The organism is Planosporangium mesophilum (assembly GCF_016863255.1).
Lineage (GTDB): Bacteria > Actinomycetota > Actinomycetes > Mycobacteriales > Micromonosporaceae > Planosporangium > Planosporangium mesophilum.
Genome location: NZ_BOON01000070.1, coordinates 12,534 through 28,875 on the forward strand (window position 1 = coordinate 12,534; position 16,342 = coordinate 28,875).

A 16,342-nucleotide genomic window follows, 5' to 3' on the forward strand; every position below is an offset into this window, starting at 1 on the left:
GCCGAGTCAAAGGAGCTAACCCACCGTGGCCACACGCCATTGGAAGGTCCGGCCCTACGTCCTGACCGGCGGCCGTACCCGTACCCGACAACACCTGCTGGTGCACACCCTGATCTCGGTGCCGCACTACGACTCCATCTTTGCCGCGACCCTGTTACCTGAGGCCCGCTCGCTGTACGAGAACGCCCGGGAGACCACGTCGCTCGCCGAGCTGTCCGCGCACTGCGGCATCTCACTGGGCGTCACCCGCGTGGTCATCGACGACCTCGCCACCATCGACCGGGTACTCATCCACCCCGAGTCCTACACCTCCCCGTTCGATCGTCACCTTCTGGAGAGACTTCGCGATGGCCTCCGTCAGCTCGCCTGACCTGTCGGCGCCGACCACGGCGAAGATCGTCATCGCTGGAGGTTTCGGCGTCGGCAAGACCACCCTGGTGTCGGCCATCTCGGAGATCCCGCCGATCAACACCGAGGCGTGGATGACGTCGGCCAGCGAACCGGTCGACCACCTGGACGACAGCACGGACAAGACGACCACGACAGTCGCCATGGACTTCGGTCGGCGCACCATCGCCGAGGATCTGGTGCTTTACCTGTTCGGCACACCAGGGCAGCCCCGGTTCTGGCCGATGTGGGACGACCTGTGCCGCGGCGCCGTCGGCGCGCTGGTACTGGTCGACACCCGCCGGCTGGACGTCTCGTTCGCCGCGGTGAACTACTTCGAGCAGGACAGCGACGTGCCGTTCGTGGTGTGCGTCAACCTGTTCGACGGCGTGCTGGGACACCCCCTCGACGAGGTACGCGACGCGCTCGCCCTGCCCGCCGACATCCCCCTGATCACCTGCGACGCGCGCGATCCGTCGTCGGTAGCCCAAGCCTTGCTGGCGGTCGTCGAGCACACCATCCGGCGTACCGCCTCCAGCTTCGCCACCACCCGGGTGCACTAGGAGGTTCGCATGCGTAGGGTCCTGATCGTCGGCGCCGGACAGTCCGGCCTGCAACTCGCGTTGACGCTGCAGCAAGCCGGCTACGACGTGACGATGATGTCCGCGCAGACCCCGGACGAGCTCCGCAGAGGACGGGTCAAGAGCACCCAGTGCATGTTCGCGCCGTCGCTGCAGATCGAGCGCGACCACAACCTCAACCTGTGGGAGGACCAGGCCCCCAAGCTCCGCGCCCAGCGCGCCGGCCTGTCCGCTCCGCCCGGGACCCGGGCGTTCCAGTTCTCGGGCGAATGGGGAGAGCGGTACGCGCAGTCGGTGGACCAGCGGCTGAAGATGGCCGGCTGGCTGGAGCTGTTCGAGGAGAACGGCGGCAGGGTCATCTACCAGGGGGTGACCACCTCCGACCTGGACGGGCTGACCGCGCTGGGCCGCTACGACCTCACCATCGTCGCCGCCGGCAAGGGTGAGCTGGTCGAGATGTTCGACCGCGACCCGTCCCGCTCGCCGTACACCCGCCCGCAGCGCCACCTGGCCTGCGCCTACGTCCACGGGGTGACGTTCGCCCCGGAGTACCCCGACTATGCCGTCAGCATCACCGCCATTCCTGGCATCGGCGAGCTGTACTTCATGCCCGGCCTCACCATGACCGGCCCCTGCGAGATCCTGCTGGTGGAGGCCGTCCCCGACGGGCCGCTGGGCGGCCGGTGGGCCGACCGGCCCGGGCCCGAGGAGCACCTGAACCGGATCTGGGAGACGATGCGCGAGTACGCGCCCTGGGAGTACGAGCGCTGCGTCGACGCGGAGCTGACCGATGCCCGGGGCACGCTGACCGGCGGCTACACCCCGGTGGTGCGTCACCCGGTCGGGAAGCTGCCCTCCGGCGGGATCGTGCTCGGCATGGGCGACGTCGTCGTCGCCAACGACCCGGTCACGGGCCAGGGCGCCAACAACGCGGCGCACTGCGCGGAGATCTATCTCCGGCAGATCCTCGAACACGGCGACCGACCCTTCGACGCGGCCTGGATGCGCAAGGCTTTCGAGGCGTACTGGGGCTACGCCCGGGTGGTCACCGAGTACACCAACATGTTCCTGCAGGTGCCGCTGCCCGATCACTTCCAGCGCTTCCTGGGCGCCGCGGGGCAGTACCAGGCTGTGGCCGACCGGTGGGCCTACGGCTCGGCCCACCCCGGGGACTTCGAGAACTGGCTGCTGGACCCCGCGAAGTTGGACGCCTACCTCGCCGAGGTCGCATCCGCCTCACACTGAGGCGCCGCCCGCCGTGCCGCCCGACGCTCGCCGGGCGGCACGGCGGGCGACGTACCGCTTGATCTTCGCGTGGGTGCCGCAGTCCCCCATCGCGCACCAGCGCCGGCTGCCGTTCTTCGGCTGATCGAGGAAGCGTCAGGCGGGTGGTTGTGACGGGCCGCGCGCGTCATCGGCCCTGACACCACGGTCTGGGCCCCGGTCGGGCCTGGGGAGCCCGACCGGGGCGTCACCGCGCTTCAGGCGGAAGTCGTCAAGGGCTGACCGCGCCGCACCTGAGGTTTACCTGAGGTACGACATTTTGCCGGCGCTGCCGGGCTATTTTACGCATTGCCGCAGGTCGTTGTCCTATTCGGAGGGTCCCGGCGGCTGTCGTTTTACCGCACCCTTCCGCGAGTTTCCTGGCCCATGCCCCGGCGACGGTAGCCTTCGCGCCAAGGACGGCCCGACGAAAAGCCACCCGATTCTCGCGGAACCGGCTCCGGACACCACGCTCGGCGCGGTGATTCCGCGAACCCGAATGGCCGTCGTGCCGTCGTCCAGAAAAGCGAGGCGACGGGAGGTCTCAATGCTGAGAAAGCGCTGGGGAAACAGGGCACTGGGGGTGGGCCTGGGAATGCTGTTCGCCGTGCTCCTCGTGCCGGATAAGGCGTACGCGGCCACCGGCCTGTACTGCGACGGTCCGTTCCCCGCCCAACGCCTGGCCTACGACTTCGGCAGCCAGACGCTCACCGGTGGCAGGACGAAGCTCCCCGGCACCGTCTGGACGCCCTACATCTACTCGCTGTACGGCTACGACCTTTCTGTCTACGCCTCGGTCCAGGGCAGCGGCCCGACCGCGGAGCTGCGGCACGGGGCCAAGTCCGGCATTCGAAGCGCCTGCAAGTGGAACTACCTGGGCGGCAACCCCGGTAGCGAAATTCACCTCAACTGCGTGTACTACGCGCCCTAGTCAAGGTCCCGGGAAAGCATTCATCCACCATCCAGACGGACGAGGAGAAACGACATGCGTAGGAGACTGATGGCGGCCGTTATCGGTGCGGGCGCCGTAGTGGTCGCGGTCGGCGCCTTCACGGCGACCGCCGGCGCCGCACCCACCGCTCGGGCGTCCGACCACCTGACCCTGCTGTCCAGGCCGCAGGCGTCCGGTGACGCGCTACCCGCGTTCCTACCGGCCTCCGAGCTCGGCGACGAGGGCCTGCTGGCCGGGTCGACGCGCTTCCTGGGACAGTCGCAGGGTGCCCGGAACTGGGTGGCCGAGGACAAGTCGGGCCAGATCTGCCTGGTCACCATGCTCGGATCGACCCCGGCGGACCAGGTGACCGGCACGACCTGTATCGCTCCCGCGGCGTTCGCCAAGCGGGGCCTCACCCTTCAGGTGGCCGGTCCGGCCGCCGCCGCGGAGACCCATCTGCTGCCCGATGGATTCGAAGCCGCCGCGAAGGCACGGCCGGAGCTGACCCTTGTCTCCCCGAACCTGGCCGTGAGCGACCCGTACGCCAGTCCCGCCACCACCGCCATCCCCCTCGCCCCGGCCGGCAAGGCGACGTCCGGGCTCCAGCTCGACAACCTCTCAGCGGTAAAGCGGTAAGGGCGTGAGTCGGATGACGGGGACTGTTCGGACGAGGTCCGTGCTGCACCGAGCGGCGAAGTTGGCGGCGGCTACCGGTATCGCCCTGGTCATGCTGCTGGGCTTCACCCCCGGGTCGGCGTTCGCCTCTGAAGTCAAGTTCTGGGACGGCAACACCAAGTTCAACGAGATGAAGTACAGCCCCGAGCTGCAGAGCCCGACCGGCGGGAGATCGTACTCGCCCGGGACCGGGATGACCGCCTGGATCTACACCTACGACATCGGCGGACGGGTGCTTTTCCAGGCAAGTGCCGCGACCGGAGCGGCCACCATGACCCATCCTCGCCAGTACAACGCGTTCAGCGGGTGCAAGTGGAACAGGCCCGGCCCTGAGATCAGCGGTAGTGGCCGGATGCAGTGCTGGTACTCCCACTAGATCGCGGTTTCCGGTCCTGACCGGCGGTGAACACCAGGGGTTCGCCGCCGGTCAGGACCGGCTCCGTGACCCCTCCCTGGACCGGTAGTACCGCAGCGCGCCCGGGTGCAGCGGTATCGGCGTGGTGAAGATGGCCGTGCCCCGGTTGAGCCGCCCGGCCTGCGGTACCCGTTGGCTGAACACCGGCGCCCCCGCGAAGAGCAGTTCGGTCACCTGGTGGACGACCCGCTCCGGAGCGCCGGCCGGGGTGACCAGGTAGTTGGGTGCGGCGACCGTACTGACCGCAACGGCGATGCCTGGATAGGCGCCGGCGGGAAACCGGCCTACCCGGTACGCCGATCCGTAGCGTTCCCGCAGGTGGTCGGCGGTGCCACCGAGGTCGACGAGCCGGATCGGCATGGTCCGCGCCAGCTCCGTGATGCCGGCGGTGGGCAGGCCGCCCGACCAGAAGAACGCCTCGATACGGCGCTGTGCGATCGCCACCACCGCATCGTCCAGGCTCAACGGAAGGCTCACCAGGTCGGTGCGCTGGTCGAGGCCGGCTGCGGCGAGGACGCGGCCGGCGATCAGCGCCGCTCCCGAGCCGTCCGGCCCGACGGCGACCCGCAGCCCGCGAAGCTGCGCCGGGTTCCGGACCGGGGAGTCGGCCGGCACGACGAGGTGGAGGTAGTTGTCGTAGAGCCGGGCAACGGCCCGCACCGGTACCGGGCCGGCGAACGGACCCCGGCCGAGGTAGCCGTCGACGGCCGCGTCGCCGGTGGTGAACGCGAAGGTCGCGGTGCCTTCTTCGATCATCCGCAGGTTCTCCACCGACCCGGCGGTGGCCGCCACCCGCGCCGGCCCCAGGTCGGCGGCGACCAACGCGGCAAGCTGCTCGCCGTACTGGTAGTAGACGCCGATCGGGCTGCCGGTGGCGACCACGATGGGCGTTACCTGTCGGGGCCCGTCGGGCTTGTGCGGGGCGAGCGAGCCGGTCACGGCCAGGGTCGTCAGGACCAGCGAGATCGCCGCGCCGGCCACCCGCCGCACGGCCGACAGACAGGCGTTCACGGCTGCCCGTCCGGACGGGCGTCGCGCGGAAGGTTGAGCGTGACACGCAGGCCATGCGGCTGCCCGGCGGCGATGTCGATGGTGCCGCCGAACGCGGCGAGCAGGGCCCTGGCGGTGCTGACCCCCACTCCGGAGCCGGGGTGACGCTGTCCGTGGCTGCCCCGCCAGAATCGCACACCGATCCGGTCCAGGTCCTCGGGCGGCACCCCGGGCCCCTCGTCGGTCACGGCCACCCGCACCAGGTCGGCCGACCCGGTGACCGAGACGCGTACCGTCCCGCCGGGTGGACTGAACTTGATCGCGTTGTCCAGCACCGCGTCGAGCGCCGACGCGGTGAGCCGCGGGTCGAGGTACCCGATCACCGGCGGTGACCAGTCCGGCCGCAGCACGACGTCCCCACTGTCTGCCATCGGTACCCAGGCCGCCATCCGCCCGGCCACGACCTCGGTGACGTCGGTCGGCCCGGCGCCGACCTCGGACGGGTACGCGGTCGCGAAGCGCAGCAGCTCGTCGAGGGTCGCCTGGAGATGCCGGGCCTCCCGCTGCAACTCCCCGACCCCGCCGCCCCGGTCGTCGCCGAGGTCGAGACCGAGCATGTCGATCCGCAGCATCAGCGCGGCCAACGGGTTGCGCAGCTGGTGCGAGACGTTCACGGCGAACTCGCGCTGGCGCGTCATGATGCCCTCCACCGTGTCCGCCATCCTGTTGAAGGACTGGGCCAAACCGCGCAGCTCCTTGGGGCCCTGCCCGTCCATCACCCGGGCGGACAGGCGGCCGCCGCTGATGTCGTGCACGGCGCCGTCGAGCAGGGAGACCGGCCGAAGCACCCATGTGGACAGTCGAGAGGCGACGAGGACGAGCAGCGCCATCGCGGTCAGCCCACCGACCACGAGCCACAGGAGGTCCCGCCCGATCGCGCCGCGGAGCCGGTCGGTCGGCGAGACGATCACCACCGCACCGATGACGTCGCCGCCGTCGAAGACCGGTACCGAGACCACGAGCGTGTCGTCGTCCCACGGCCAGATGACGGGCGGCTGTTCACTCTGGTGCCCGGCGAGCCCGCCGCGTACCAGCGACCGCGCCTGTCCCCCGGTGAGGTCCGGCGACCGTCGGGAGCTGATCAGGATCTGCCCGGACTCCCCGAGCAGGGCCGCGGCCACCCCGTACACCTCGCCGTAGCGGGCGACGTCCTCTCGCAGGGCCGCGTCCGTCGCCGGGCTGCCCGCGAGTTGCGCGGCGGACGCGAACCGGGTCGCGTCCCGCAGCCGCTCGGCGAACAGGGCCTGCTGCGGGCCGGCGGCGAGGCTCCTGGCGACCGCGAGCCCGAGCAGCACCAGAATGCACCCGAAGGCAGACAGCAGCAGGGTCAGCAGCCGGATGCGCATCGCTCATTCCGTACCGGTCGCGGGCACGTCGAGGCGGTAACCGACGCCCCGAACGGTGGTGATCAGTCCGGGCACGCCGAGCTTCTGGCGCAGCGCGGCCATGTGCACCTCGAGCGTGTGCCCACCGCAGTTCGGGCTGCCGTGCCATACGTCGGCGAGGATGTGCTCCCGCCGGAACACCACACCCGAGCGGCGGGCGAGCAGAACGAGCAGGTCGTGCTCTTTCCGGCTGAGCGGCACGCGCCGCCCGTCGACCGTCACCGCCCGGGCGTCGAGGTCGATCCGCAGCGGTCCCAGCACCAGGACGCCGTCCGCGGCCGGCTCGGGCCGCCGTCCGGGCGGTTTGGCGGCGATCTCCCCGCGGCGGGTGACGGCGTGAATCCGGGCGATCAACTCCGCCAGGTTGAACGGCTTCAGCAGGTAGTCGTCGGCGCCCATGTTGAGGCCGCGGACCCGGGAGTCGAGGTCCCGCCACGAGGTGACCATGATGACCGGCACCGAACTGGTTCGCCGGATCTGGCGGCAGACGGCGAATCCGTCGCCGTCTGGCAGGCCCACGTCGAGGAGCACCGCGTCCGGGTCCTGACCGACCAGGGCCAGCGCCTGCGCTGCCGTCCGGCCGCAGGTCACGGTGAAGCCGTACCTGGTGAGGGCGGTGCTCAGCGCGGTGAGCAGCCGGCTGTCGTCCTCGACCAGGAGCAGTTTCACCGTACGCTCACCGGTTCGCGGTCGCTCGCCACCGGCAGCGCTGCCCCAACCGCCGGTGTGGGCCGGCGACCCCCGCCGGAACGGCTTGCGTGACCCATCCTCGTGCTCATCGAGACGCCCCCGTTGACGCCGAGTGAACCGCGCTGAGCCTATAAAGAGCACTGACGAACGTCAATGAGAAGCGACCTGCGCGGACCGGCCTGGCACTCCTGTGTGGACGGAGGGCCCCGCGTCAGAGGATGCGCGTGACCTGTTCGGCCGCCGTCCGGGAGGCGACCGCTCCGCGGTCGAGATTCGCGCACAGGACGACCGACGCACCGGCCGCCAGCGGAGCCAGCAGCCACTTGAGCGGGTGCTCGTACTCGGCCGCGTCCACCAGTACCCGGTCGCCGGGGCGCAGGTCGAGCCGCTCGGCGATGGCGTGCGCGAGCGACCCCCACTGGCGGTAGGTGGTGCCGTCGACGCTCGCCGGGTCCGTCGGCCGGACCAGCGCGTACGTCGGGAGGTCGGCCGGGTACCGGCGGACCTCGGCGAGGTAGTCCCGGTACCCGGCGGGAATGCCGAACGTCGGGGGGAGCCCGAGCACGAACTGGTGGTGCGCCTCGGGCACGTCCTCCAGCCAGTTGTCCAGCCGGTCGTGCGCGATGAAGGTGACGTCCAGCGGCTCGTCGGCGCCCGGCTCGAGGACCGGCAGACCGGCCGTTGCCGTCGGACGGAACGACACGGTCACCCCCACCGACCAGGCACCCAGCAGCACGGCGGCGGTCTGCCAGTGCGGCGGCAGCAGCACGGCGGCGCGGTCGCCGGCACCCAGTCCGCAGCCGGAACGGAGCAGGCCGACGGTCCGCGCCGCCCAGCGACCCAGCTCCCCCGCGGAGAGTTCGGTACGCTCGCCGGTCGCGTCGTCGTAGTACGTCAACAGGGGACGGTCGGCCTCGGCCGCGACGTTCGCACGGAGCGGGGCGAGTGCGTCCATTGAGTACTCCCGGAGGCGGGTACGGCAGAGTCCGCCCGACCCTACTCTTCTCGGGTGTCGCGGCGGGCACCATCCGCTCGGGCGGGAGGGTACTTCGGGGTCCGGCACAGCGACGGCCCGACCGTCCTGGCGGAGGCCACGTTCGGTCCGGCCCGGCCACCGACGCGCCGTTCTGTCGGAGGTCTGCCATAGCGTCACGGACATGACGACGTGGAAAGAGTTCGCCGAGGCCGCGCCGCGGATCGCCGCCATCTTCACTCGGCGCCATGCGGCCGCCGGCAAGCTGTGCATGCTGGCCACTCTCCGCTCGGACGGGTTCCCACGGATCAGCCCGATGGAGCCGAGGATCTTCGAGGACCAGTTGTGGCTCATCGGCATGCCGGACACCACCAAGTTCCGGGACCTGGCCCGCGACCCGCGCTTCTGCCTGCACACCGCGACCGTCGACACCCAGGTCAAGGACGGCGACGCGAAGCTGTGGGGCGTGGTCAGGGACGTCCGGGACCCCGCGCTGCACCAGCGGTTCGCCGAGGACCTTTTCCAGGACATCGGCCTCGACCTGCGGGGACAGGAGTTCGACCAGTTCTACGCGGCCGACATCACCAGCGCGTCGGCGGTGGAGGTCGACGGCGGCCACATGGACGTCACGATCTGGAAGCCCGGTGCTTCGGAGCGGGTCGGCCGCAAGCACTGACGCCCCATCGCCCCATCGTCCCATCGTCCGGCGCGCCGGGTGAAACCGACGCGCCGGACGAAAGCCGACGGCGCCGGAGGTGTCCGGCGCCGTCAGGGTCGCACTTCAGCCGTCAGGGTCGCAGATCACCAGACGTAGGTCTTGGTGACGATCTGCGTCATCGTGCTCCACGGGATCCAGTACCGGGCCTGCGAGTTGAACCCGGCCATCCCCGACGCGGGGTCGGCGACGGCGATCTGGTTCTCAGTGTTGTACCCGATCACGGTGAACCAGTGGTCGATGGTGGTGCTGGGGTTGCTCCAGCCGGGCGGCCGTGGTCCACCGGGCCGCACCACGATGTTCACCACCGGTGCCCAGCCGCCGTTAATGTCGCTCTTGATGCGGTTGAGGAAGGTGGTCTTCTGCGCGGAGGTCATCGGGTTGCTGACCTCCGCGATGGTCGCATTCATCGACGGCATCCAATGGTCGAGACCGGCCTTGATGCCCGTGCGGTAGGTCCCGGTGCTGCTCGACGTCCCTTCCACCGACCCGATCGAGGCCTGGCTGGGTAGCGAGGTCAGCCTTCTCGACAGGGAGATGCGTGTGGCGGCCGGGCCACAGTTGTAACCGTGGGTCTGCTGCTGCCAGGTCACCGTCAGCGTCGTCGCGGCGGCGTGGGCCGGCGCGGCCACGACCCCGCCGGCCAGCAGGAACGGCACCACGACCGACAGTCCGAGCAGTAGTCGTCTCATCTGTTCTCCGATTTCCTTCGAGGCGCTCCAGAGGGCGCCGTACCCGCCGCCAGCGTGACGGCAATGGAGGGAAGTCGAACCCGCGATTGACGTTGCTCGACTTCGTGCTCGAAGTTTGGCCGCACGGCCGGCACGATCGACCGCGCTTAGAGCACGCTCGAAGGAGTCACGCGGGACATCCGGCAGCACCGGGGCAGGCGGTTACCGGACGGTGCCGACCGGCGCCTCCCAGTCGATGCGGTAGTCGTACATCCAGTCGAGGGCGCTGGTGGCGACCATCCGGCGCGCGACCACCGGCAGCACGAGGTCGCGGATCGCCGCGCCCACCCGCCCCTGTGCCTTGCCGTCGCCGCTGCGCTTGCCCTGCGCGACCACCCGCTCCACCCGCTGCTGGCGCAGCCGCTTGAAGGTGTCGAAAGCGGCGGGGGCCGGCAGGTCGCGCAGGCAGCGGGCCAGCATCACACCGTCCTCGATGGCCAGTGAGGCGCCCTGGCCCGAGGACGGTGAGGTGGCGTGCACCGCGTCGCCGACCAGGACCATCCGGTCGTTGTGCCAGGTCGGTACGCGCGGGAAGTCGTAGGTGTTCCAGCCGGGGAAGATGTGGTCGGTGGCGGCGATGAGGTCGAGCATCGGACCGGTGTCGTCGCGGAACAGGTCAACCAGGCGGGCGCGCCACTCATCGGGTGTGACGGCGAGCAGCTCGGCCCGGCTGGGCTCGTGGCGGCTGGGCGGGTTGGCGAACCACCAGACCTCACCGCCGGGGACGATGAAGTATCCGAAGAAGCAGCGCCGGCCGAAGACGAAGTGGGCCACGCCGGGCTCGCCGGGCAGGTCGATCCCGCGTGCGTACCCTCCCGTGTTGAGCAGTCCGATGTGGCGTGGCCGAGGCGCGTGCGGGTCGATGACGGTACGGGTACGCGAGCGCAGGCCGTCGGCCCCGACTAGCAGATCGGCCTCGGCCACGGCGCCGTCGGTGAAGCGGGCACGCACGCCGGTCGCGGTGAACTCGGCCGTGTCGAGCCGCTTGCCGTACTCGACGGCGATGCCCCGGCGGACGGCTTCGTCGCGCAGCGTCTGGTACAGCTCGCTGCGGCCGACGGTGCGTCCCCGCATCGGCATCCGGGCCAGTTCCCGGCCGCGGCTGACGAGCTTCATCGCCGGCGTGTCGATACCCAGGGTGCCGACCGCGCCTGCCAGGTCGAGCACGTCGAGGGCGGCCAGCCCGTTCTCGGCCAGGGTCAGGAACGCGCCCACGCCGTCGGAGCCGTGCCCGTAGGCCTCGTACACGACCGAGTCGATGCCCGCCCGTTGGAGCGCCATGGCCGTCACCGGCCCGGCGATGCCACCGCCCATGATCAATATTTTAGTCATTCTACGACTATACATTTTGTGACTAAGATCGGATCGACCATTAAACTCGGTCCGTGCCCACTCCGCGCCGGTCCGTACTGGCCCTCGCCGTGCTGTCGATGCTCGACGAGGAGCCGATGCACCCGTACCGGATGCAGCAGTTGATCAAGGAGCGGCACAAGGACGACGTGGTCAACGTGAGCCAGCGCAACAGCGTCTACCAGACGATCGAGCGACTGCTGCGCGAAGATCTCATCGAGGTCGCCACCACCGAGCGGAGGGAGAACCGCCCGGAGCGCACCACGTACCGGATCACCGACGCCGGCCGGGCGATCCTGCGGGAGTGGCTGTACGCGATGGTGAGCACGCCGGCCCGGGAGTACCCGGAGTTCCCCGCGGCGCTGGCCTTCCTGCCCAACCTCGGCCAGGCGGAGGCGATCGAGGCGCTCGCCGCCAGGGCCGAGCGGCTCGCCGAGCGACTGGCCGCGCTCGACGGGGAACTAGCGGACGGCGGCACGTTCCTGCCCCGCATCTTCCTGGTGGAGTCGGAGTACCAGCGCGAGGTGGTGGCCAGCGAGCTGGCCTACGTCCGGCGCCTGGTCGACGATCTGCGCACCGACCGGATCGCCTGGCCCTGATCAGTCGGATGAAGCCTTGACGGCGCCGGAGGGTCCCCGGCGCCGTCGGCTTTCTCAGATCACCAGACGTAGGTCTTCTCGACGATCTGCGTCATCGTGCTCCAGGGGATCCGGTACTCGGGGTAGGCGGCGAACCCTGGCATCTTGGACGCGGGGTCAGCGACCCAGATGTAGTTGTCGCTGTCGTACCCGATCACCGTGAACCAGTGGTCGATGGTGGTGCTGGGGTTGCTCCAGCCGGGCGGCCGTGGTCCGCCGGGGTGCACCACGATGTTCACCACCGGAGCCCAGCCGGCGTAAATGTCACCCTTGATGTCGCTGAGGAACTTGCTCTTCTGCGCGGAGGTCATCGGGTGGCTGACTGCCACGATCGCTGTTGCCCACGACGGACTCCAATGGTCGAGACCGGCCTTGATGCCCGTGCGGTAGGTCCCGGTGCTGCTCGACGTCCCTTCCACCGACGCGATCTGATCCTGAGTGGGCAGCGAGCTCCGCTTCGCGGACAGGGAGATACGCGTGGCGGCCGGGCCGCAGTAGTAACCGGTCTTCTGCTGCTGCCAGGTCACCGTCAGCTTCGTCGTGGTGGCCGCCTGGGCCGGCGCAGCCACGACCCCACCGGCCAGCAGGAACGGCACCGCCACCGCCAGTCCGAGCAGTAGTCGTCTCATCTGTGTTTCCCGCTTTCGTTCGAGGCGCGCCAGAGCGAGCCGTCCCCGCCGACGGCGTGCCTGCAACGGAGGGACGTCGAACCCTGATTGGTCTGTCCCACTTGTATCCGCAGTCTGGCCGTACGCCTGACAGGATCGAGCGCGCTTAGAGCACGCTCGAAAGACCCGATGGTGAGCCGCTGACTAGGCCGAAGCGTCGAGCTCCAGGTACCGCGTCCCGCCCTCGGCGCACGCCCGCAACACCTCGGCGAGCATGCGGGCCTTCCACCCGGGCAGCATCGACCGGCTCTCCGCCTCGGTGACGAAGGCGTACTCGGACAGTTCGCGCCCGTCCAGTGAGATCGCGGCGCGCTGCGCCGGGTCCAGGACGCCCCCGTCGAAGACGAAGAACAGCGCGCCGGACCCGTCGGCGGAGGTCCACGCGGCCAGCCGCAGCGGCCCGATCGCCGGCGTCAGGCCAAGCTCCTCGCGTACCTCCCGGACACAGCCGGCGTACGGCGTTTCACCGGCGTCGACGCCTCCGCCCGGCAGGTTCCAGTACTCCTTGTAGGTGGGGTTGACGAGCAGGACGCGCCCCTCGGGGTCGAAGAAGACCGCGCCCGACGAAACCCGCGGACGGGCGGGCTGCGCGTCGTCGCTTACGTGAGGTGTCGACCCGAACATGGCGGAACTCAGGCGGCGGTGGACGGCCGCGCCTGCAGGCTGCCCACGGCGCTGCCGAGGAACAGCAGCGCCGGCGCGGACCACCGGAGCACCCGCGAGCGCTCGGCCGGCCTACGGACCAACACGACGACACCGACGACCAGTACCGCCACCAGCGAGCCGACCATCACCAGACCGATCATGACTCCTCCTTGATCGCACGCAGCCGGTCATGGAGGGCGGTCACCGGCCACCGTTCAATGCCACGAGTTCGCCGCCTACGGCGGGCCGTCCCTCACGCGGACGTTCTTCCGGGAAGCGCTCGATCTGTGATCCCGCCGGCCCGGACCATCCGCAGCCTGCGGTGCGCCGCCATCCGTACCGGGGCGTTGACGGCCCCGTAGCCGGCGTACCCGCCGATGCGCTGTACCACCTCGAAGAAGACCCGCGACCCCAGCACCTCGGTGTAGAAATGCAGGAATTCGCCGTACTCGTCGCGGTCGTAGAGCACCGAGTACTCCCGGATCGCGGCCAGCAGATCGGCCGGTGGGGCCAGCCGCGCGTCGAGGTCGTCGTAGTAGTTGTCCGGGATCTCCAGCACCGGCGCGCCGAGGGCCCGCATCGCCCGCGCGCTGGCGATCGCGTCGTCGGTGGCGAAGGCGACGTGCTGTGGGTCGGGTACGCCCGGCGCCCATTCGCCACGGCGCAGCAGGGCCACACTCAGCGCGATCCGGACCTCGTGGCTGGGGTCGGCGACGGCGCGGCTGCGGATCAGACCGAACGGGGCGGCGAACTCCGTGACGGGCTCGGGTTCGAGCCCGAGGACCGCGCGGTAGAACAGGGCCGCCTCGTCGAAGTGGTCGAACGGCTGGGTGAGCGCGACGTGGTCGGTCCCGGTGAGGCCGGCACCGGCGCCGGGCGCGGCGCCGGTGGGGGTGAAGTCCGACAACCAGCTGGTGGCGTCGTCGGCGCCGGTCCGGCAGAAGAACACGGAGGTACCGTCGGGCGCGGCGATCGCGGACAGGTCCGCCTCGTCCGCGCCACGGGTACGGGGAAGCACCGGCGCCAGCAGTGTCTCCGCGCGCCGCGCGGAACGGGCCGGGTCCGCGCTCTCCACCGCGAGGGCGCAGACCGCCGCGCCACCCGGGCTCGTGCCGCGCGGCGGAGCGGCGTTGAGCAGCACCCGGGCGCCGCCCTGCTGCCACAGCTGTACCGGCTTCGAGCGGTGCTGTCCGGTGTGGGTGAAGCCGAGCGCGGCCAACGCGCGCGAGACCTGCGGGCCGGAGACCTCGTCGACGGCCAGTTCGGTGAAGGCGTGGCCGGCGAGGTCGGGTGCGGCAGGCAGGTCGAGGACCGGTACCCGCTCCGGTGCCGCCGTCTCGACCCGCTCCTGGAGGGCGAGCAGCGAGCGCATCGCGTCGACGGCGGCCCGCTCGGGATCGGCCTGGCGGAACACGTCGTTGAAGACCTCGAGGGAGAGCGGACCGCCGTACCCGGCGGCCAGCACGTGGCCGACGAAGGCGGGCAGGTCGAAGACGCCCTGGCCGGGGAAGAGCCGGTGGTGGCGGCTCCACTGCAACACGTCCATCTCCAGCCTGGGCGCGTCGGCGAGCTGCAGGAAGAACAGCTTCTCGCCGGGAAGGTCGCGGATGCCCGCCGGGTCCGAGCCCCGGGAGAGGATGTGGAAGCTGTCCAGGCACAGCCCCAGCGCGGGATGGTCGGCGCGTCGCACGATCTCCCAGGAGTGGTCGTACGTGTTGACGAACCGCCCCCAGGCCAGCGCCTCGTACGCGACCCGCAGGCCGCGCTCGGCCGCCAGCGACGCGAGGGCGTGCAGCTGCTCGGCGGCGAGGTCGTCGTCGTCCACAGCGGACGGTGAGACCGACGAGCAGACCAGGACGGTGTCGGCGCCGAGCTGCTCCATCAGGTCGAACTTGTGCGCGGCCCGTCGCAGGTTCGCGGTCAGTAGCTCCGGCGGTACCGCCTCGAAGTCGCGGAAGGGCTGGTACAGGTCGATCGTGAGGCCCAGGTCGGCGCAGTGCTCGCGGACCTGCGCCGGCGACAGCGGCGAGGCGACGAGGTCGTTCTCGAAGATCTCCACCCCGTCGAAGCCCGCGGCCGCCGCCGCGGCCAGCTTGTCCTCGAGGGTGCCGGACAGGCACACGGTCGCGATCGCCCGGCGCGGGCCGGACGCCGGGATGTGCCGGTGTCGGGTGGAGGTCGACATCTCAGGCGCGAGCATCGGCGTTGTGCCCTTCCGCGATGAGTTCCTTGAAATGCGCCAGCATCCGCCCGGCGTCGGGTTCGACGCCGGTGAACAGACGGAACGCGTCGACGGCCTGGAAGACGGCCATCGCGCCGCCGTCGAGGACGCGGCACCCCCGGGCCCGCGCGGCGGCAACCAGTTCGGTGTTCAGCGGGCGGTAGACCACGTCTGCCACCCACAGCTCGGATCGCAGCAGTTCGACCGGTACCGGCAGGCCGGGGTGGGCGGCCATCCCGGTGGGGGTGGCGTGCACCAGGCCGTCGGCCTCGCCCAGCGCGGCGGTGAGGTCGGCCCCGCCGTCGTCGAGCCGGGCGGGGGCGGCGCGACCGGTACCGAAGCGCGCGCACAGCGAGTCGGCGAGCGCGGCGCTGCGGTGGGCGTCGAGGTCGAGGATCCGGACCAGGCCGGCCCCCATCGTCAGCAGGGCGTGGGCGACGGCGGCACCGGCGCCGCCGGCCCCGAGCAGGACCACCCGGTCCAACGGGGCGTCGGGCAGCCCGAGCGCGAGGCTCCGGACGAAGCCCGACCAGTCGGTGTTGTGGCCGACAGCCCGGCCGCCGGTGAAGACGACGGTGTTGACCGCGCCCATGGCGGCGGCGTCGGGAGACAGCTCGTCGAGGTGGTCGAGCACCAGCCGCTTGCAGGGGTGGGTGACGTTCAGTCCGTCGTACCCGGCCAGCCGGGCGGCGGCCAGGATCTCCCCGATCGCCGTCGCCGGCCGGCCCAGTTCGTCCAGGTCCAGTCGGCGATAGAGGTACCGGATGCCGAGCTCGTCGGCGGCGCGCTCGTGCAGGGCCGGGGACAGCGACGGGCCGATACCCGCGCCGACCAGACCGATGAGGTAACCGTGCACGAGGACTCCCTAGGAACGCGCCAGTAATGAACGAACCAGCTAGTTAGTTGTACCTCACGGGTCCGTGGTCAGGGAAGGGCCTTGGAGAACCGGCGGACCGACACATCCGCCACCCGCTTGGAGAACCGGCGGACCGACATATCCGCCACCCGCTTGGAGAACCGG

General features: G+C 70.6%; 19 protein-coding genes and 1 pseudogene. 8 read left to right on the top strand and 12 right to left on the bottom strand.

Annotated elements, in window-relative coordinates; genetic code table 11:
* Window positions 1-25 precede the first annotated feature (25 nt).
* The 3 genes from Pme01_RS28955 to Pme01_RS28965 are packed head-to-tail and all read left to right on the top strand — an operon-like array spanning window position 26 to window position 2,213.
* Window positions 26-370, top strand: coding sequence for a DUF742 domain-containing protein (locus tag Pme01_RS28955; protein WP_168118022.1), 345 nt, complete (start codon window positions 26-28; stop codon window positions 368-370).
* Complete coding sequence (locus Pme01_RS28960) at window positions 348-950, top strand: GTP-binding protein (RefSeq protein ID WP_168118023.1); 603 nt, start codon at window positions 348-350, stop codon at window positions 948-950. The genes Pme01_RS28955 and Pme01_RS28960 overlap by 23 nt, the downstream gene beginning before the upstream one ends.
* 9 nt (window positions 951-959) lie before the next feature.
* Entirely contained in the window at window positions 960-2,213 is a 1,254-nt protein-coding gene (locus tag Pme01_RS28965) for a styrene monooxygenase/indole monooxygenase family protein (RefSeq protein ID WP_168118024.1), read from the top strand.
* On the opposite strand, the pseudogene Pme01_RS31910 reads toward Pme01_RS28965, so the two are convergent.
* Window positions 2,205-2,333: pseudogene (locus tag Pme01_RS31910) on the bottom strand (CGNR zinc finger domain-containing protein); the annotation flags it as partial. The gene Pme01_RS28965 and the pseudogene Pme01_RS31910 sit on opposite strands and share 9 nt — an antisense overlap.
* 445 nt (window positions 2,334-2,778) lie before the next feature.
* On the opposite strand from Pme01_RS31910, the gene Pme01_RS28975 reads away from it, so the two are divergent.
* The 3 genes from Pme01_RS28975 to Pme01_RS28985 are packed head-to-tail and all read left to right on the top strand — an operon-like array spanning window position 2,779 to window position 4,216.
* Window positions 2,779-3,162 (top strand): hypothetical protein, encoded by a 384-nt coding sequence (locus tag Pme01_RS28975; RefSeq protein ID WP_168118025.1) that lies wholly within the window; start codon window positions 2,779-2,781, stop codon window positions 3,160-3,162.
* Window positions 3,163-3,216: 54 nt separating this feature from the next.
* On the top strand, window positions 3,217-3,801 hold the full coding sequence (locus Pme01_RS28980; protein WP_168118026.1) for a hypothetical protein: 585 nt from the start codon (window positions 3,217-3,219) through the stop codon (window positions 3,799-3,801).
* A gap of 40 nt (window positions 3,802-3,841) precedes the next feature.
* Entirely contained in the window at window positions 3,842-4,216 is a 375-nt protein-coding gene (locus tag Pme01_RS28985) for a hypothetical protein (RefSeq protein WP_168118027.1), read from the top strand.
* Between the two features lie 51 nt (window positions 4,217-4,267).
* Here Pme01_RS28985 and Pme01_RS28990 read toward each other — a convergent pair whose 3' ends face one another.
* From Pme01_RS28990 to Pme01_RS29005, 4 genes are all read right to left on the bottom strand, one after another.
* Complete coding sequence (locus Pme01_RS28990; RefSeq protein ID WP_168118028.1) at window positions 4,268-5,266, bottom strand: TAXI family TRAP transporter solute-binding subunit; 999 nt, start codon at window positions 5,264-5,266, stop codon at window positions 4,268-4,270.
* Window positions 5,263-6,651, bottom strand: coding sequence for a sensor histidine kinase (locus tag Pme01_RS28995; protein ID WP_168118029.1), 1,389 nt, complete (start codon window positions 6,649-6,651; stop codon window positions 5,263-5,265). The genes Pme01_RS28990 and Pme01_RS28995 overlap by 4 nt, the downstream gene beginning before the upstream one ends.
* Window positions 6,652-6,654: 3 nt before the next feature.
* A complete protein-coding gene (locus Pme01_RS29000; protein ID WP_168118030.1) occupies window positions 6,655-7,359 on the bottom strand; it encodes a response regulator transcription factor in 705 nt (234 codons plus the stop codon).
* A 232-nt stretch (window positions 7,360-7,591) separates the two neighbouring features.
* Window positions 7,592-8,335 carry a TIGR03089 family protein gene (locus tag Pme01_RS29005; protein ID WP_168118031.1) on the bottom strand — a complete coding sequence of 248 codons (744 nt, stop codon included), beginning with the start codon at window positions 8,333-8,335 and terminating at the stop codon, window positions 7,592-7,594.
* 202 nt (window positions 8,336-8,537) lie between these two features.
* Between Pme01_RS29005 and Pme01_RS29010 the strand changes: the two genes are divergently transcribed.
* Window positions 8,538-9,029, top strand: a complete 492-nt coding sequence (locus Pme01_RS29010; RefSeq protein WP_168118032.1) for a pyridoxamine 5'-phosphate oxidase family protein — start codon at window positions 8,538-8,540, stop codon at window positions 9,027-9,029.
* Between the two features lie 125 nt (window positions 9,030-9,154).
* On the opposite strand, the gene Pme01_RS29015 is transcribed toward Pme01_RS29010, so the two are convergent.
* Together Pme01_RS29015 and Pme01_RS29020 are read right to left on the bottom strand one after the other, a co-directional pair.
* Window positions 9,155-9,760: a C39 family peptidase gene (locus tag Pme01_RS29015; protein ID WP_168118033.1), complete on the bottom strand. Its 606-nt coding sequence runs from the start codon at window positions 9,758-9,760 to the stop codon at window positions 9,155-9,157.
* A 201-nt stretch (window positions 9,761-9,961) separates the two neighbouring features.
* A complete protein-coding gene (locus Pme01_RS29020) occupies window positions 9,962-11,131 on the bottom strand; it encodes an FAD-dependent oxidoreductase (RefSeq protein WP_168118034.1) in 1,170 nt (389 codons plus the stop codon).
* 53 nt (window positions 11,132-11,184) lie between these two features.
* Between Pme01_RS29020 and Pme01_RS29025 the strand changes: the two genes are divergently transcribed.
* Window positions 11,185-11,748: a PadR family transcriptional regulator gene (locus Pme01_RS29025; protein ID WP_239088524.1), complete on the top strand. Its 564-nt coding sequence runs from the start codon at window positions 11,185-11,187 to the stop codon at window positions 11,746-11,748.
* A gap of 59 nt (window positions 11,749-11,807) precedes the next feature.
* Here Pme01_RS29025 and Pme01_RS29030 read toward each other — a convergent pair whose 3' ends face one another.
* The 5 genes from Pme01_RS29030 to Pme01_RS29050 form a co-directional block, all read right to left on the bottom strand.
* Window positions 11,808-12,416 (bottom strand): C39 family peptidase, encoded by a 609-nt coding sequence (locus tag Pme01_RS29030; protein ID WP_168118035.1) that lies wholly within the window; start codon window positions 12,414-12,416, stop codon window positions 11,808-11,810.
* A gap of 183 nt (window positions 12,417-12,599) precedes the next feature.
* Window positions 12,600-13,079 (bottom strand): NUDIX domain-containing protein, encoded by a 480-nt coding sequence (locus Pme01_RS29035; protein WP_168118036.1) that lies wholly within the window; start codon window positions 13,077-13,079, stop codon window positions 12,600-12,602.
* Between the two features lie 8 nt (window positions 13,080-13,087).
* Complete coding sequence (locus Pme01_RS29040; RefSeq protein WP_168118037.1) at window positions 13,088-13,261, bottom strand: hypothetical protein; 174 nt, start codon at window positions 13,259-13,261, stop codon at window positions 13,088-13,090.
* Window positions 13,262-13,353: 92 nt separating this feature from the next.
* Window positions 13,354-15,300 carry a bifunctional sugar phosphate isomerase/epimerase/4-hydroxyphenylpyruvate dioxygenase family protein gene (locus tag Pme01_RS29045; protein ID WP_239088525.1) on the bottom strand — a complete coding sequence of 649 codons (1,947 nt, stop codon included), beginning with the start codon at window positions 15,298-15,300 and terminating at the stop codon, window positions 13,354-13,356.
* Complete coding sequence (locus Pme01_RS29050; protein ID WP_168118039.1) at window positions 15,287-16,177, bottom strand: shikimate dehydrogenase; 891 nt, start codon at window positions 16,175-16,177, stop codon at window positions 15,287-15,289. The genes Pme01_RS29045 and Pme01_RS29050 overlap by 14 nt, the downstream gene beginning before the upstream one ends.
* Window positions 16,178-16,342: the final 165 nt, after the last annotated feature.

What these genes read in the sequence shown, in the direction of transcription:
- Pme01_RS29035 (WP_168118036.1), bottom strand. Translation starts at nt 13,079, where the DNA reads ATGTTCGGGTCGACACCTCACGTAAGCGACGACGCGCAGCCCGCCCGT.
- Pme01_RS29015 (WP_168118033.1), bottom strand. Translation starts at nt 9,760, where the DNA reads ATGAGACGACTACTGCTCGGACTGTCGGTCGTGGTGCCGTTCCTGCTG.
- Pme01_RS29030 (WP_168118035.1), bottom strand. Translation starts at nt 12,416, where the DNA reads ATGAGACGACTACTGCTCGGACTGGCGGTGGCGGTGCCGTTCCTGCTG.
- Pme01_RS28980 (WP_168118026.1), top strand. Translation starts at nt 3,217, where the DNA reads ATGCGTAGGAGACTGATGGCGGCCGTTATCGGTGCGGGCGCCGTAGTG.
- Pme01_RS28960 (WP_168118023.1), top strand. Translation starts at nt 348, where the DNA reads ATGGCCTCCGTCAGCTCGCCTGACCTGTCGGCGCCGACCACGGCGAAG.
- Pme01_RS29010 (WP_168118032.1), top strand. Translation starts at nt 8,538, where the DNA reads ATGACGACGTGGAAAGAGTTCGCCGAGGCCGCGCCGCGGATCGCCGCC.
- Pme01_RS29005 (WP_168118031.1), bottom strand. Translation starts at nt 8,335, where the DNA reads ATGGACGCACTCGCCCCGCTCCGTGCGAACGTCGCGGCCGAGGCCGAC.
- Pme01_RS29045 (WP_239088525.1), bottom strand. Translation starts at nt 15,300, where the DNA reads ATGCTCGCGCCTGAGATGTCGACCTCCACCCGACACCGGCACATCCCG.
- Pme01_RS28965 (WP_168118024.1), top strand. Translation starts at nt 960, where the DNA reads ATGCGTAGGGTCCTGATCGTCGGCGCCGGACAGTCCGGCCTGCAACTC.
- Pme01_RS28995 (WP_168118029.1), bottom strand. Translation starts at nt 6,651, where the DNA reads ATGCGCATCCGGCTGCTGACCCTGCTGCTGTCTGCCTTCGGGTGCATT.
- Pme01_RS28975 (WP_168118025.1), top strand. Translation starts at nt 2,779, where the DNA reads ATGCTGAGAAAGCGCTGGGGAAACAGGGCACTGGGGGTGGGCCTGGGA.
- Pme01_RS29020 (WP_168118034.1), bottom strand. Translation starts at nt 11,131, where the DNA reads ATGACTAAAATATTGATCATGGGCGGTGGCATCGCCGGGCCGGTGACG.
- Pme01_RS29040 (WP_168118037.1), bottom strand. Translation starts at nt 13,261, where the DNA reads ATGATCGGTCTGGTGATGGTCGGCTCGCTGGTGGCGGTACTGGTCGTC.